12 protein-coding genes and 2 pseudogenes are annotated in these 15,358 nt (G+C 74.5%); 4 read left to right on the plus strand and 10 right to left on the minus strand.

Annotation, left to right across the window (positions count from 1 at the left end; translation table 11 throughout):
- Positions 1-29: 29 nt before the first annotated feature.
- The 9 genes and pseudogenes from ACIQBJ_RS14295 to ACIQBJ_RS14335 form a co-directional block, all read right to left on the minus strand.
- Positions 30-2,954 (minus strand): discoidin domain-containing protein, encoded by a 2,925-nt coding sequence (locus ACIQBJ_RS14295; protein ID WP_400708646.1) that lies wholly within the window; start codon positions 2,952-2,954, stop codon positions 30-32.
- A gap of 164 nt (positions 2,955-3,118) precedes the next feature.
- Entirely contained in the window at positions 3,119-4,087 is a 969-nt protein-coding gene (locus ACIQBJ_RS14300; RefSeq protein WP_400708648.1) for a phosphotransferase, read from the minus strand.
- A gap of 62 nt (positions 4,088-4,149) precedes the next feature.
- Complete coding sequence (locus tag ACIQBJ_RS14305) at positions 4,150-4,977, minus strand: hypothetical protein (RefSeq protein WP_400708650.1); 828 nt, start codon at positions 4,975-4,977, stop codon at positions 4,150-4,152.
- 296 nt (positions 4,978-5,273) lie between these two features.
- Positions 5,274-5,795 (minus strand): GNAT family N-acetyltransferase, encoded by a 522-nt coding sequence (locus tag ACIQBJ_RS14310; RefSeq protein WP_400708652.1) that lies wholly within the window; start codon positions 5,793-5,795, stop codon positions 5,274-5,276.
- 82 nt (positions 5,796-5,877) lie between these two features.
- Entirely contained in the window at positions 5,878-6,102 is a 225-nt protein-coding gene (locus tag ACIQBJ_RS14315; RefSeq protein ID WP_400708654.1) for a hypothetical protein, read from the minus strand.
- Between the two features lie 312 nt (positions 6,103-6,414).
- Positions 6,415-6,708, minus strand: coding sequence for a putative quinol monooxygenase (locus ACIQBJ_RS14320; RefSeq protein WP_400708656.1), 294 nt, complete (start codon positions 6,706-6,708; stop codon positions 6,415-6,417).
- A gap of 109 nt (positions 6,709-6,817) precedes the next feature.
- Positions 6,818-7,597, minus strand: coding sequence for a helix-turn-helix domain-containing protein (locus ACIQBJ_RS14325; protein ID WP_400708658.1), 780 nt, complete (start codon positions 7,595-7,597; stop codon positions 6,818-6,820).
- Between the two features lie 3 nt (positions 7,598-7,600).
- Entirely contained in the window at positions 7,601-8,041 is a 441-nt protein-coding gene (locus ACIQBJ_RS14330) for a carboxymuconolactone decarboxylase family protein (protein ID WP_400708660.1), read from the minus strand.
- Between the two features lie 125 nt (positions 8,042-8,166).
- Positions 8,167-9,169, minus strand: a pseudogene (locus ACIQBJ_RS14335) (zinc-binding dehydrogenase).
- A gap of 307 nt (positions 9,170-9,476) precedes the next feature.
- Here ACIQBJ_RS14335 and ACIQBJ_RS14340 point away from each other — a divergent pair.
- From ACIQBJ_RS14340 to cpt, 4 genes and pseudogenes are all read left to right on the plus strand, one after another.
- Positions 9,477-10,142: a TetR-like C-terminal domain-containing protein gene (locus tag ACIQBJ_RS14340; RefSeq protein WP_400708662.1), complete on the plus strand. Its 666-nt coding sequence runs from the start codon at positions 9,477-9,479 to the stop codon at positions 10,140-10,142.
- 35 nt (positions 10,143-10,177) lie between these two features.
- Complete coding sequence (locus ACIQBJ_RS14345; RefSeq protein ID WP_400708664.1) at positions 10,178-10,852, plus strand: hypothetical protein; 675 nt, start codon at positions 10,178-10,180, stop codon at positions 10,850-10,852.
- Between the two features lie 49 nt (positions 10,853-10,901).
- A pseudogene (locus ACIQBJ_RS14350) lies at positions 10,902-12,070 on the plus strand (UDP-N-acetylglucosamine--N-acetylmuramyl-(pentapeptide) pyrophosphoryl-undecaprenol N-acetylglucosamine transferase).
- A 47-nt stretch (positions 12,071-12,117) separates the two neighbouring features.
- Entirely contained in the window at positions 12,118-12,657 is a 540-nt protein-coding gene (cpt, locus tag ACIQBJ_RS14355) for a chloramphenicol phosphotransferase CPT (RefSeq protein ID WP_400708666.1), read from the plus strand.
- Between the two features lie 7 nt (positions 12,658-12,664).
- Here the strand turns inward: cpt and ACIQBJ_RS14360 are convergent, their stop codons facing one another.
- Positions 12,665-15,157 carry a DEAD/DEAH box helicase gene (locus tag ACIQBJ_RS14360; RefSeq protein ID WP_400709758.1) on the minus strand — a complete coding sequence of 831 codons (2,493 nt, stop codon included), beginning with the start codon at positions 15,155-15,157 and terminating at the stop codon, positions 12,665-12,667.
- Positions 15,158-15,358 lie beyond the last annotated feature (201 nt).

The following is a 15,358-nucleotide window of genomic DNA, read 5'->3' on the forward strand; positions in this document are numbered from 1 at the left end:
TCAGGTGCCGGGCCCCGGGACGGTACGGGTCAGGAAGCGTAGGCCTGGAGTTCGGAGAGCTGTCCGGCGGGCCAGCCGGTGTTGCCGGTGAAGGTCAGTCGGACGTAGCGGGTGGGTGTGGCGGGGAGGTTGACGGTCACGGTGTTGCCGGTGGCCGGGTCGAAGGTGTACCCGGTGGAGCCGACCAGGGTGCTGAAGGTGGTGCCGTCGGTGGAGCCCTGCACGGTCAGGGTCTGGGTCCGGGCGGCCCAGGCGCTGGCCGGCGGGAGCTTGAGGACGGCCCTGGTCAGGCTCTGCGAGCAGCCGAGGTCGACCTGGAGCCACTGCGGGAAGGCGTTGTTGGCGCTCTCCCAGTACGAGTTGGCGTCACCGTCGACCGCGTTGCCGGGACCGTAGCTCTGGCTGGTGCCGGAGGCGGTCGCCGACTTGCCCTGCGCCAGGTTCCCGGTGCTCGGGCAGGCCGGGCCGGTCGAGGTGGACGGCGACGGCGACGAGGACGGTGACGAGGACGGCGAGGAGGTGGCGCCGCCGCCGAACGCCTGGAGTTCGGAGAGCTGTCCGGCGGGCCAGCCGGTGTTGCCGGTGAAGGTCAGTCGGACGTAGCGGGTGGGTGTGGCGGGGAGGTTGACGGTCACGGTGTTGCCGGTGGCCGGGTCGAAGGTGTACCCGGTGGAGCCGACCAGGGTGCTGAAGGTGGTGCCGTCGGTGGAGCCCTGCACGGTCAGGGTCTGGGTCCGGGCGGCCCAGGCGCTGGCCGGGGGCAGCTTGAGGACGGCCCTGGTCAGGCTCTGCGAGCAGCCGAGGTCGACCTGGAGCCACTGTGGGAAGGCGTTGTTGGCGCTCTCCCAGTACGAGTTGGCGTCACCGTCGACCGCGTTGCCCGCGCCGAGGCCCGCGTTGGTGCCGGAGGCGGTCGCCGGGCGGCCCTGCGCCAGGTTCCCGCTGCCGCTCGGGCAGGTCGGGCCGGTCGAGGTGGACGGCGACGGGGAGGGCGAACCCGGGACGGAGGCGGACGGCGACGGGGACGGCGAGGAGGTCGAACCGCCGCCCACCGGAACGCCGTTGTACGTCCAGACCGGGGCCGGCCACTGGCCGGTGCAGGTCGAGCCGGTCAGGCCGGAGTTGCCGCCGCCGTCGGTGATCTGGAAGCCGGTTCCCACGCAGTTGTGGATCGGCGTCGCGGCCTGCGCGATGTTCTTGGCCTTGACGTTGGTGAACTTCATCTGCGCGTTGGCCTGCGCCTGGATCGCGTAGGTGCCCGCGCCGTCGATGTTCACGTTGGTCAGGTTGACGCCGGTGACGCCGCCCTCGATGGTCTGGATCGCCTCGTAGGAGCTGTCCAGGATGTCGGTGTCGGTGACGTTGATGGTCGCGCCGTTGATCGGCTCGTTCAGGCCGTCGAACCAGATCGCGCCGACGCCGAACTGCCAGTTGTAGTCGCTGTTCCCGGTCCGGATCAGGGTGTTGCGGGCCGCGGTGATCGTCCCCGCGACGGCGGTGCCGTTGCCGGAGGTGACACCCGGGTAGCGGTTGGCGATGTGCAGGCCGCCGCCGTTGGTGATGGTGTCCGCCATCACGTTGTCCGCGATGGTGAAGTCCTTGCCGCCGTACGTGACGATGTTGTTGGCGAGGATCGGCAGCACCACCGTGTTGTGGGTGAAGCTGTCGTTGACGTTCGCCACCCGCTCCGGCCAGGACGCCAGGCCGTCGTCACCGGTGTTGCGCAGGAAGGTGTTGGTGACGGTCGAATTGGTCACGCCGGTGTGGAAGTTCACGCCGTCGGCGGTCTGGTCCAGGATGCGGCTGTTCCTGATGGTGAAGTGGTCCATCGGACCGTCCATCCAGGCGCCGACCTTGGTGTGCTGGATCCACAGGTTGTCGACCGTGGAGTTGGACATCGCGCCGCCCAAGGCGTTCACCTGGTCGTCGTCGACCCGCTCGCGCACGTCGCCGATGATGGCGAAGTCCTTCAGCGTGACGTTCTGGCTCGGGCCGCCCGCCTCCTGCGGCCGGATCGCGCCGCCGTAGCCGCCGCCCGCGACGTACTTGCCGTAGATGCCCGCCGCCCGGTTGCGGTTGATCGGGTCACGGCCGCCCAGCACGCTGTACCAGGGGCCCGCGCCGGCCAGCGTCACCTTGTCGACCACCACGTGGTCGTACAGCGTGAAGTTGCCCTGCGGGATGTAGACCGTCCGGCCCTGCGCCGCACCGGCGTTGACCGCGGCCTGGAACTTCGCGGTGGAGTCGGTGGCGCCGGTGGGGTCGGCGCCGAAGTCCGCCACCACGTCGATCGCGCCCGCGGGCTTGGCGATCGGGTCGGCGACCTTCTCGAAGTCCGCCAGGTCGACGGTGAAGCTGGGGGACTGCGCGGTGGACGACACCTGCAGCCGGATCTTCGTCCCGATCGGGTAGGTGGAGCCCAGCAGGGTGCGGGTCTCGTCGAAGAAGTGGTGCGGGTTGGAGTCGCCCGGGTTGTTGTTGAACGGGTAACCGCCGTAGTACCAGCTGTACTTGGAGGTCACGTCGACGCTCTTCAGCTTCTGCCCGTCGACCAGCAGGTCCATCGAGGCGTCGCGGCCCTTGCCGTCCGGGGTGTCCGGCAGGCTGTACCGGAAGTCGATCGAGTTGGCGGGCGCGGTGAGCGTGAACTCCACGTACTGACCGGCCGAGTTGAGCGTCACGGCCTGTCGGCCGGACGCCTCCGAGGCCAGGTGGCCGTACAGCCGGTCCGGGCCGACCACGGTGCCGTTGGTGGCCGCGTACTCGGCCTCCTGCTCGACGAACGGGACGCTTGCCCCGCGGTTCGGCACGCCCAGGGGGGAGAGCGCGGGAACCGCTGCGGCGTGGGCCGGACCGGCGTTGACGAACGCCACCGCCAACAGACCTGCTGCGCCCGTGGCGAGGGCCGCCAACGAGGCGACGACCCGCCGGGCGCGGGTGGGGGGATTCTGCATGGGGGACCGTGTCTTCCTGCGGGGGAGAAAGGCCCGGGTGGTGGCCGGGCGTGCCGAGCGTAGGCGCGGTGCGGCACGAAGTCCACGGGGGAACGCAAAAAAGATACAGATTGACGCAAGATCAGATGTGTGACGATGATGAAAAGCTACTCGCCGTGGTCATGTCAGTGCGTGGGGGTGTGCGTCGGGACGCCCTCCTCCCCGTCCGCCAGCACCGCCAGCAACCGGGTCCGGCACTCCGCGGCGAACACCGGGTCGCGCTCCCGGTAGTACGACAGCCCCGCCACCCCCACCGCGATCGCCCAGGCCCGGGCCCGCAGCCGGGTCTCCTCCGCGGGCTCCGCCGCCGCCCAGTACGCCCGCCGGGCCGGGGCGGGCAGGTCCCAGACCGGGGCGTGCTCGGCGTCCGGGAAGCCGATCGACAGGCCGCCGAAATCGATCACCGCGTGCAGCGCGCCGTCCCGGACCAGCAGGTTGCTCGGCTTCAGGTCGCCGTGCAGCCACACCGGCGGCCCGGTCGGCGCGGGCAGCCGCAGCGCCTCCCGCCACCAGCCGTGCAGCCGGTCCAGGTCCAGGTCCAGGTCACGGCCCCGGTCCCGGCCCGGCGCGGCACCGCGCTCCGCGGCCCGGACGGCCGCGAACTCGCGTCCCACCCAGTCGTCGCAGGGCGCCAACTCGCCGCCCCGGTACCAGGACAGGCCCGCCCGCTCGTCCTCGGCGGGCAGCGGCAGCGCGTGCAGCGCGCGCACCGCCGCCGCCAGTTCGGCCCCGAACGCGGCCCAGTCGCGCACCGACCCCGGCCCCGGCGTCCCGCCCTCGATCCACCGGTACACCGACCAGGCCAGCGGGAACGCCTCGTCCGGCACGCCCTCGTGCACCGGCTCCGGCACCGCGAACGGCAGCGCCGGGCCGAGCCGGGGCAGCCAGGTCTGCTCCTTGCGGACCGCCTCCGCGTTCTCCGCCGTGCGCGGCAGCCGCACCAGCAGCTCCGCCCCGAGCCGGAACATCCGATTGTCGGTGCCCGATCCGGCCGGGGCGAGCGGCAGTTCGGCCCACTCCGGCCGCTGGGCCCGCAGCAGGCGCCGCAATGCGGCCTCGTCGACCGGGACTTCGTTCTCGTGCAGTGTCGTCATGCCGTGATCATCCGGTGCCCGGGCGGCGGGCGCGAACGATTTGCCCGCCGCCCCGAGGGAGTTCAGCGGCGGCCGGCCGCCTCGTCGCTCAACCGGAGCACCACCAGGTCGATCTGGCCGTGCCCGTCCTGCCAGCCGATCACCGCGCGGCAGCCCTCCTCGATCAGCACCGAGCCGGGCGGCTCCTCGTCGAAGTCCGGCATCAGGCCCTCGTCGCCGTCCGTGCAGAAGTAGGCCAGGTGCTCGCGCAGTTCGACGTTCCCGATGCCCTCCAGCGCCTCCACCCACTCCTCGTCCGGCTCGACCTCGAAGGACAGCAGGTCGGTCGGGCGGCGCCCGGTCGCGGTCGCCGTGCACAGCGCGTCCAGCAGGGTGCCGTCGGAGCGCAGGCACGGGAAGTACAGCTGCCAGCTGTCCAGGACCGCCGGGTCGCCCAGGTCCACCCCGTGCCGCTCGACCAGCGGCGCCAGCTCCGCGCCCCGGATCAGGCCGTCCCGGAAGCAGGCCGCGTCCACGTCCGCCAGGAACCCGGCGGGCAGTGCGGCCCGGGCCTCGGTCGCCCCCGCCCAGAACTCGAAGATCGACCGGCTCGCGTCGAACACCGGCGACTTCGGGTCCGCGTCGAACACGTACGCCTCCCAGGCCAGCGGCTCCGCCCCGCTCAGCACGGCCGGCCGCATCCAGACCGGGTCCCGGTGCAGGCCCAGCTCCTGCAGGTAGTTGCCGTTCACGCTGGCGGCGTACACCGCGTCCCCGTCGTACGCGTCGAGCGGTCGGCCGAGCAGGGCGCCGAACGCCTCGGCCAGCTCGCGGTCCCAGGCCGGATCGGGTGCCTGGTCGGGTGCGCAGGGGGCCCAATGATCCCGGGGCCCGGAGGAGTTGTGAACCATGGCCCGCACTGTAGCGGCCACCCCTGTCGCCCCGGCGCCACCGTCCTCGGGGCGGCCCGCCCCGGACCGGGGCAGCGGTGGAGCGGGGAAAGGGGCAGGTCGGGAGAGGGATCGGGGCGGTGGGCCGAGTGAGCAACGAGCAGGACGGGGGAGGCCGGGGCGGGAGGGGGCCGGGAGAGAAGCAGCTCGGGGAGGCCGGGACCGGAAAAGCCGGGCGGGGAGGGGCGGAGAGGCCGGGAGGGACCGCGGCGAGAGGGGAGAGGGGGAAGGGGGAAGGGGAGGACCGGGGCGGCCGATCAGGAGGGTCCGGCGAAGCAGCGGAGGGTGACGGGGCCGTCCGGCCAGGTGTCCCGGAGGGTTCCGGTGTCGGTCCAGCCGGACCGCCGGTAGAGGGCGAGGGCTGCCCGGTCGCCGTCCTGGACGCACAGCACGGGGTGGAGTCCGTGTGCGTGCGCTGCCGTCCCGGCGGCGGCCAGCAGGCGCGCGCCCAGGCCGCGGCCGCGTGCCGCCGGGGCGACGAACAGCCGCCCGACCTCGGCGGCCTCCGTCGCGTCCCGTCCCGCCGACTCCGCCCACCGCGCGGCGGCGACGTCCCGGCCCGTCCCGCGGGTGAGGGCCACATGCCCGACCGCCTCCCCGTCGAGCACCGCGACCAGGGCCGTGAGCTGGTCCGCCGGCGCCAGCCAACCCGCCGGATCGGCGGGCCAGTTGCGCGGGTAGCCGTCGGCCGCGTGCACGGCGCGCAGTGCCGCCACGCATCCGGGCAGGTCGCCCGGTTCGCGCGGACGCAGGACGGCGGTGGTGCGGGGTTCGCTCATCCGGGCAGCCAACCACACCGGACCAGGGCGCACCCCCGCTGCCGGTCGTCCGGCGGCGGGGGTGCGGGGGAGTGCGGCGGGGTCAGGACGGGACGATGGAGAGGCGGGCGGTGTTCGGGGCGACGTCGCAGAAGTAGGCGACGGCCTGGCCGCGGTTCACGTAGCCCTGGCCGGCGGCCTCGCAGGCGGCGCCGCTCGGGTACATGCCGACGTAGACGTAGCCGAACGCCTGGGCGGAGGGCGCCGCCAGCAGGGCGGCGGCCGTGAGCAGTCCGGTCAGGCCGAGGGCCGAAATCGCTTTGCGCATGGGTGGGTTACTGCCTTCCTCGTCCGGGGGAAGGGCCTCCGGTCGTGATGATCCGGTGCCCGGGGAGGAGCTTCTTTCACCGGGCCGTCACCTGGCAATGGTCGAGACCAATGCGGCCGGAAGGCGACGGGTGGGCCGGAAGCGGCCACCGGGGCGCCCGGGGCCTCCCTCCGCCTGCGAAGGGTCGTTCCGCCGGGAGGTCCGGGGGCGGCCGGGGTGGCCGGGGCGGCGGAGGCGGCGGGGGGCCGGAGCGCGTCGCGCCGCCCCGTTCCGGCCAATGGTCCAGACCAAGTGTTTGAGCGGGGCGCGGCCTCAGCGGCGGAACGCCGTCAGCCGGGCGCCGGTCTCCACCTGCGCCTCCCCGGCGAGGAGTGCGGGGAAGCGGGCGAGCAGCGCCCGGACGTAGGGCGCGGCGAAGTGCGCCTCGCGGGCGGCGTCGTCGCGGTACTCCTCCAGCACCAGGAAGCGCTCGCCCTCACGGGCCACCGTGTAGCCGAGCGCCCCGGGCTCCTCGGCGGTCCGGGCGGCGAGCGCGCGCAGTTCGGCCTCCAGCGGGTCGGCCTGCTCGGGCCGGGCCCGCAGGACGGCGACGACGAGACTGGACACGGGCTGCTCCTCGGGTGGTGGGTCGCGCTGTCGGCCGCCAGCCTGGCCGCACCGGACGCCCCGCCGATAGGAGGAAAGCGACACCGCGCCCGGCGGCCCCGCCCCGGGGTCAGCCCCGGGGCAGCGGGGGGAAGTAGAAGTGCGCGGTGCCCGGGGCCAGCCGGGCGCCGGGGGTGGCCCCGGTGAGGCGGCGGAACTCGCGGGCGGCGTGGCTCTGGTCGTAGAAGCCGGCGGCGAGGGCGTGCCGCAGATGGTCGGGGCGGCCGGGGGAGAGCAGCGCGGACCTGGCGAGCTGCTGGAACCGGGCGAGGCGCTGCACCTGTTTGGGGCCGGAGCCCGCCACGGCCGGGACGGTGCGCTGCAGGGTGCGGGCGGTGGTGCCGAGCCGGGCGGCGAGTTCGGTGATCCGGGCGGCCCCGGGGTCGCGGCGGATCAGCCGGACGGCGGCCTCGGCCGTCCGGAACCGCTCCGGAACGGGGGTCAGCAGGGCCGCCAAGTGCCGCTCGACGTCCGGGACTTCGCGGGCCAGGCCGAGCCGCCGCCCGGCCGTCCCCCAGAGTTCGGCCAGGTCCGTCACGGTGTCGGACAGCCGGTCGACCCGCGGGCCGAGCAGGGCGGCGAGCGCCCCGGCCCGCAGTCGGACCACCAGCACGTCCAGCGGTTCGACGGCGGTCAGCCGCCAGCTCCCGGCGCGCAGGCAGACCAGGTGCGCGCGCGGCAGCGGCCCGGCCGCCCCGTCCCGGTGCGGCGGCGCGCCGCGGTGCAGCCAGAGCTCGGCGCCGGTGCCAGGGAGCAGCGCGGGCAGCGGCCCGGGCGGCGCGGTGGCGTGCCAGTACCGGTCGACGTGGCGGGCGAGCGCCGGGGCGGGGCGGCGGTGGACGATCCGCACGGCTCAGGCCCGCCGGTCCTCGGTGAGCGGGAGCAGGCCGCGTTCGGCGAAGACCTGCTTGGCGGCGAGGGTGGCGTTCAGGGCGCGCGGGAAGCCGCAGTAGCCGGCCGAGTGGAGCAGCGCCTCGACGATCTGCTGCGGGGTCAGGCCGACGTTCAGCGCGGCGTTGACGTGGAACCGCAGCTGCGGTTCGCAGCCGCCGAGCGCGGTGAGCATCCCGAGGGTGACCAACTGCCGGTCGCGCGGGGCGAGTTCCGGCCGCGAGTAGATCTCCCCGAAGCCCCAGGCGACGACCTGGTGGGCCAGTTCGGGCGAGACGTCGGCGAGCGAGGCGATCACCTGCTCGCCCGCGCCGCCGTCGATCCGGCCGAGCACCTCCCTCCCGTGCTCGAACCGCTGCTGCCGGGTGGTGGCCCGGTCCGTGCTGTCGGGGCCGCTGGTCATGGTGCTCTCCTCGGGTGCGGTGGCGCGCTGCGGGGACACCGGAAACGTACGGGTTGGAGTGTGCTCCAACGCAAACCGGGCCCGCCCCCCGGGTGAGGGGGCGGGCCCGGCGCGGTGACGGGGCGTCAGGGCCGCAGGACGAGGCGGATCGGGTCGCCCTGCTTGCTGTGCAGGCGTTCGACGGCCTCGGCGGCCCGTTCCAGCGGGAGGACCTCGGTGATGGAGCGGGAGAAGTCGAGGCGGCCGCCGGCGGCCAGGGCGAGCAGCTGCGGGACGGCGCTCTCCTCGGAGCCGTAGTGGCCGAGGATCTGCTGCTGCAGGTAGGAGAAGCGGACGCTGTCGCGGACCGTCAGCGGCTGGTCGGTCAGGCCCACCAGGACCAGGCGGCCGTGCGCGCCCAGCACGGTGAGGGCCTGTTCGCGGACGGCCGGGACGCCGGCGAAGTCGAAGGCGGCGGCCAGGCCCGCGCCGCCGGTCGCGGCGCCGATCCGGGCGGCCAGTTCGGGGTCGGCGGGGTCCAGCGCGAGGTCGGCGCCGAAGGCGAGGGCGCGCTCGCGGGCGGCGGGGGAGGGGTCGACGGCGACCACCGGGTTGGCGCCGATCGTCCGCAGCCAGCTGTACGCCGTGCGCGCCGAGGCCGCCGATGCCCCAGACGCCGACCGGCTCGCCGGGGCGGACCCGGCCGGTGGTGGTGACGGCGCCCCACGGGGTGGAGACCGCGTCCGGGACGATCGCGCCCTGGTCGAACGGGATCGCGTCGGGCAGCCGGACCAGCGTGTCGGCGCGGGCCAGCGCGTACTCGGCCCAGCCGCCGTCGTAGTCCACGCCGCGGGTCCAGGTGATCCCGTCGCGCTGCTCGCCGGCCTGCAGCACCACCCGGTCGCCGGGCCGCCAACTCCCCGCCTCCGGGCCCGACCCGGCGACGGTGCCCGCGACCTCGTGGCCGAGCGTGACGCTCTCGCCCGGCAGGTGCAGCGGCGTCAGCGTGCCGTCGATCAGGTGCGCGTCGGACAGGCAGACCCCGGCCGCCTCGACCTTCACCAGCACCTGGCCGGGGCCGGGCACCGGACGCTCCACCTCCTCCACGCTCAGCGTGCGGGTGGGCAGGTGCAGGCGGACGGCGCGCATCACGGCCGTGGTCGATCCTCTCCGGCCGTCGGCGGACCGTCGGCGGCCTGGTTGCCCTTGCGAGGCCCCGTCCCGGGGCGGTCGGCCCCGGCCGGGCTATCGCAAGCTGACTTGCGTTGTCGAGCGTACGCCGCGCCCCGAGGCAACGCAAGGTTGCCTGCGTTACTCTGCTCGGGAGGGCCCGCCGTCCCGCCCGGCGCGCGGCGGCCCGACGGGGCGACCACGACCGACGACCACGACCGACGACCACGACCACGACCGACGACCACGACCGACGACCACGACCACGACCGACGGGGAGACGGGAATGAAGACAGGGGACGGCATCTGTCCGGAGCCGGCCATCGGCGCGAAGGTGACCCCGCTGCGGCGGCGCGGCGCCGCGATGCGGCGGGCCGTGCTCGACGCCGCCGTGCACCTGCTCGCCGAAGGCGGACTGGAGGCCGCCACCGTGGCGGCCGTCGCCGCCGCGGCGGGCGTGCACGAGACCTCCGTCTACCGGAACTGGGGCACCCGCGAGGACCTGCTGCGCGAAGCCCTCGCCGACTACACCGACCAGGCCGTCCCGCTGCCCGACACCGGCAGCCTCCGCGGCGACCTGCGCCAACTCCTCACCGCCCTCGCCGCGTTCCTCGCCACCCCCGAGGGCCCCGCGCTGCTCCACCTGAGCATCGCCCCGCCGAACGCCGACACCCGCAGCAACCGCGACGCCTACTGGGCCGACCGGCTGGCCCGCGCCGAACAGCTCCTGCACCGGGCCGCCGCCCGCGGCGAGATCCGCCCCGGCGCCGACCTCCGCGCCGCCGTCGAGGCCCTGATGAGCCCCCTCCTGGCCCGCCACCTCCTGCTCGGCGAACCCGTCACCCCCGCCTACGTCGACGCCCTGGTCGACCTCGCCGTCCGCGGCCTCGCCCCCCACCCCGCGCCCGGCACCCCGGCCCCGCCCCGCTCCGGCGCCCGCTCCGGCGGCTGACGCACCATCAGGACACCGGGAGGGAGGAGGGAATCGTGCGGGACAGTTTCTCCGACGGGTTCTTCGCGCCGGAGGTGCGGGAGACGCATCCCGTCGAGCTGATGTGCCGTTACCTGTGGCACGGGTCGGTCGAACGGATGCCGGGGCTGCCGGCGCACCCGGAGGCGCTGTCGTTCGAGTACCTCGCCCGGCACGTCCGGGCCGGGGACCGGGCCCGCTACGACGACGCGGACGCCTTCTCGCTCTACAGCCGGCGGAAGGTCCGAGGGCGGCTGTACGGGCTGGAGTTCAGGATCTGCTTCGTCGCCGGGGAGCCCTACGCCGACGCGGTGATCCCGTTCGGCGCCCCGGTCGACCTGCCCCGGTTCCTGCGCCGCCTGCGCGGGCGGCCCGGCGGCGCCGCGGGCGACTGGGACTTCGAGGTGCACACCGACGCGGGCGACCTCCGGGAGAGCGTCCTGCTGTTCGGCAACCGGCGCGAGGTCCGGTTCCGGACCGACCGGGGACGGCTGACGACCGGTCGGCTGCACGGCAACCGCTTCGGGACGAGCACCCTGCCGTACGCGGGCGGGGTGCTCTTCCCCGACGGCCTCGCCGCCGTCCCCGCCACCTCGCCCGAGGGCCGGGCCCACCACCGGTACGTCGTCCGGCTGCACGGCCCCCGGCCGTGGGTGCGCGGCGTGCGCCGGGCGGGTGCCGGAGCGCCGTAGGGTGAGGGGGCGTCAGGCGGGTGGCCCGGCGCGGGAGGACGGCGAGGACATGGCGGAACACGGCGGGCCGGTACGGCTGGTGGTCACCGGCGGCGGGACGGGCGGCACACCTACCCGGCGCTGACGGCGGTGCGGGCCCTCCAGGAGCGGCTGGCCGGGCAGGGGCGGACGGCGGAGGTGCTCTGGGTGGGCACCGCGGCCGGGCTGGAGGCCAGGGTCGCCCCCGCCGAGGGCATCCGGTTCGCGCCCGTCGCCACCGGCAAGCTCCGGCGCTCCTCGAACCCGCTGAAGCTGCTCTCCCCGACGAACCTCAAGGACATGGCCCGGGTGCCGCTCGGCGCCGTCCAGGCCCGCCGGCTGATCGCGGAGTTCCGCCCCGACGCGGTGCTCGCCACCGGCGGGTACGTCGCGGTGCCGGTCGGCCTCGCCGCCCGCTCGCTCCGGGTGCCGCTCGTGGTGCACGAGCAGACGGTGCGGCTCGGCCTGGCCAACAAGGTGCTGGCCCGGGCCGCCACCCGGGTCGCCGTCTCCTCCCCGTCCACGCTGCCGCTGCTGCCCGGCTCCGCCCGCCGCACCGCAGCGGTGACGGGCAACCCGGTCCGGCCCGCGGTGCTCGCCGGGCAGGCCGAGAAGGCCGTCGCGGCGCTCGACCTGTACGGCTTCGACCGCGCGCTGCCGACGGTCTACGTCACCGGCGGCGCCCAGGGCTCGGTGCAGATCAACACCCTGGTCACCGGCATCCTGCCGTGGCTGCTGGAGCGCGCCAACGTCGTCCACCAGTGCGGCCCCGCGAACGAGGAGGCCGCCCGCGCCGCCGCGGCCGCCCTGCCGCCGGGGGCGGCCGCCCGCTACCTGCCGACGGGCTACCTGGGCGCCGAACTGCCCGACGTGCTGGCCCTCGCCGACGTGGTGGTCAGCCGCAGCGGTGCCGGCACCCTCGCCGAACTCACCGCGCTCGGCAAGGCCGCCGTCTTCGTCCCGCTCGCCACCTCGGCCGGCGACGAGCAGGTCCACAACGCGACCCACCTCCAGCAGTCCGGCGCCGCGACCGCCCTGCTCGGCCAGGTCGCCCCCGACCACCTGCGGTCGGCCCTGGCCCCCCTGCTGGAGGACCCGGAACGCCGCGCGGCGATGGCGGCCCGCTCCCGCGAGCACGGACGCCCGGACGCGGCACGGCAGTTGGTGGACGTGCTGCTGTCGGTGGTCGGGCAGCGGTGAGCGCCGCCGCCGGAACGGACCGCGGGCGCGGGGGAGCGACGGCCCGGGTGATCGTGCTGAACGGCGGCTCCAGCAGCGGCAAGAGCAGCCTGGCCCGCGAACTGCAGGAGCAACTGGCGGACCCCTGGCTGGTGTTCGGGATCGACGACCTGATCGCGGCGATGCCCGGACGGCTGCTCCGCGGCGGGGCGGGCATCGAACTCGGCGCGGCGGACGGGACGGTGGGCGTCGGCGCCGGGTTCCGGGCCCTGGAGGGCGCCTGGATGGCGGGCGTCGCCGCCACCGCCCGGGCCGGGGCCCGGGTGGTGGTCGACGACGTGTTCCTCTCCGGCCCGGCCTCCCAGGCGCGTTGGCGCGAAGCCCTGCACGGCCTCGACGTGCTCTGGGTCGGCGTCCGCTGCCCGGCCGCCGTCGCCGCCGCCCGCGAGGTCGACCGCCCCGACCGGACCGCCGGAATGGCCGCCGACCAGGCCGAACGCGTGCACACCGGGGTCGACTACGACCTCACGGTGGACACCGCCTCGGCCTCCGCCGCCGACTGCGCCCGCACGATCGCCGCCCGGCTGGAACAGCGGCCGGGCGGCTGACGGGCCGTCAGTGCGCGCCCACCGAGGTCACCTTGACGACCGCCCGGCCCTCCTCGTCGGAGCCGTACAGGTCGACCTCGGCCGAGATCCCCCAGTCGTGGTCGCCGTTCGGGTCGTCGAAGATCTGCCGGACCCGCCACAGGCCCTCGTCCTCGACCTCCTCGATCAGCAGCATCTTCGGGCCGCGCGCGTTCGGGCCGGTCGACAGGTCGTCGTACTCCTCCCAGTACCCGTCCATCGCGTCCGCCCAGCGGTCCGCGTTCCAGCCGTCCTCGCCGTCCAGCTCGGCGAGCGCGTCGTAGTGCTCCAGCGCGCACAGCTCGACCCGGCGGAACAGCTCGTTGCGGACCAGCACCCGGAACGCCCGGGCGTTGGCCGTGACCGGCGCCGGCTTGTCGTCCAGCCGGACCTCCGCCGTCTCCGGACCGGTCGGGTTGGCCAGCGCCTCCCACTCGTCCAGCAGCGAGGAGTCGACCTGCCGGACCAGCTCGCCCAGCCAGGCGATGACGTCCTTCAGGTCGTCGGTCTTGAGGTCGTCCGGAACGGTCTGCTCCAGCGCCTTGAACGCGCCCGCCAGATAGCGCAGCACGATGCCCTCGGTCCGCGCCAGGTCGTAGAAGCCCACGTAGTCGGTGAACGTCATCGCCCGCTCGTACAGGTCCCGCACCACCGACTTCGGACGCAGCGGGTGGTCGCCGATCCACGGGTGCGCCCGGCGGTACACCTCGTAGGCGTGGCCGAGCTGCTCCTCCAGCGGCTTCGGGTACGTGATCTCCTGGAGCCGGTTCATCCGCTCCTCGTACTCGACGCCGTCGCGCTTCATCTCGCCGATCGCCTCGCCGCGCGCCTTGTTCTCCTGCGAGGCCAGGATCTGCCGCGGGTCGTCGAGGGTCGCCTCGACCACCGAGACCACGTCCAGCGCGTACGAGGGCGACTCCGGGTCCAGCAGGTCGAAGGCCGCCAGCGCGAAGGTGGACAGCGGCTGGTTCAGCGCGAAGTTCTCCTGCAGGTCCAGGGTCAGCCGGACGGTGCGGCCCTCGGCGTCCGGCTCGTCCAGCCGCTCGACCACGCCGCCCTCCAGCAGCGAGCGGTAGATCGCGATCGCCGAGCGGATGTGCCGGCGCTGCGCGGCCCGGTCCTCGTGGTTGTCGGTGAGCAGGTGGCGCATCGCCTCGAACGGGTCGCCCGGGCGGCCGATCACCGACAGCAGCATCGCGTGGCTGACCTTGAACCGGGACACCAGCGGCTCCGGGTCGGCCGCGATCAGGCGCTCGAAGGTCTCCTCCGTCCAGGACACGAACCCGTCCGGGGCCTTCTTGCGGACCACCTTCTTGCGCTTCTTCGGGTCGTCCCCGGCCTTGGCCAGCGCCTTGTCGTTCTCCACCACGTGCTCCGGCGCCTGCGCCACCACCTGGCCGACGGTGTCGAACCCGGCCCGGCCCGCCCGCCCGGCGATCTGGTGGAACTCGCGGGCCCGCAGGATCCGCACCCGCTGCCCGTCGTACTTCGACAGCGCCGTGAACAGCACCGTGCGGATCGGCACGTTGACGCCCACGCCGAGCGTGTCGGTGCCGCAGATCACCTTCAGCAGGCCGGCCTGCGCCAGCCGCTCCACCAGGCGACGGTACTTGGGCAGCATGCCCGCGTGGTGCACGCCGATGCCGTGCCGCACGTACCGGGACAGGTTGCGGCCGAACTTGGTGGTGAAGCGGAAACCGCCGATCAGGTCGGCGATGGCGTCCTTCTCCTGCTTCGAGCACATGTTGATGCTCATCAGGGACTGCGCCCGCTCCACCGCCTCCTTCTGCGTGAAGTGGACCACGTACACCGGCGCCTGACCGGTGTTCAGCAGCTCCTCCAGCGTGTCGTGCAGGGTGGTGCGGCGGTACTCGTAGAACAGCGGCACCGGACGGGTCGCCGACCGCACCACGGTGGTCGGGCGGCCGGTGCGGCGGGTCAGGTCCTCCTCGAAGCGGCGGACGTCGCCGAGCGTCGCCGACATCAGCAGGAACTGCACCTGCGGCAGCTCCAGGATCGGGATCTGCCAGGCCCAGCCGCGGTCCGGCTCCGCGTAGAAGTGGAACTCGTCCATCACGACCTGGCCGATGTCGGCCCGCGGGCCGTCGTGCAGGGCGATCTGCGCCAGCACCTCGGCGGTGCAGCAGATGATCGGCGCGGTCGGGTTCACCGAGGCGTCGCCGGTCATCATGCCGACCTGCTCGGTGCCGAAGACCTTGCACAGGTCGAAGAACTTCTCCGACACCAGCGCCTTGATCGGCGCGGTGTAGAACGTCCGCTTGCCCTCGGCCAGCGCCGCGAAGTGCGCGCCCATCGCCACCAGCGACTTGCCCGAGCCGGTCGGGGTCGCCAGGATCACGTTGTTCCCGGAGACCAGCTCGATCAGCGCCTCCTCCTGGGCCGGGTACAGCGTGATCCCGCGGTCCGACGCCCACTCGGCGAAGGTCTCGAACAGCGAGTCGGGGGTGGCGGGCTTCGGCATCAGGTCCAGGAGGGTCACCCGCCCTATCTTGCCCTTCCGGGAACACCGCGGGCAAAGCTCGGGCCCGCACGGTCCGCCCGGCGGTCCGCCGGGGCGGCCGCCCGCGCCGCCCGGAGCCCGAACGGGTGGTTCTCCGGAGTGAACGGAGTGTGACGCTGCGTGAGGGGGAGGATGCCGGTCGCGCCCCCGAAGCGTCGGGGG

The sequence above is a fragment of the Kitasatospora sp. NPDC088391 genome (genome assembly GCF_044753345.1).
Lineage (GTDB): Bacteria > Actinomycetota > Actinomycetes > Streptomycetales > Streptomycetaceae > Kitasatospora.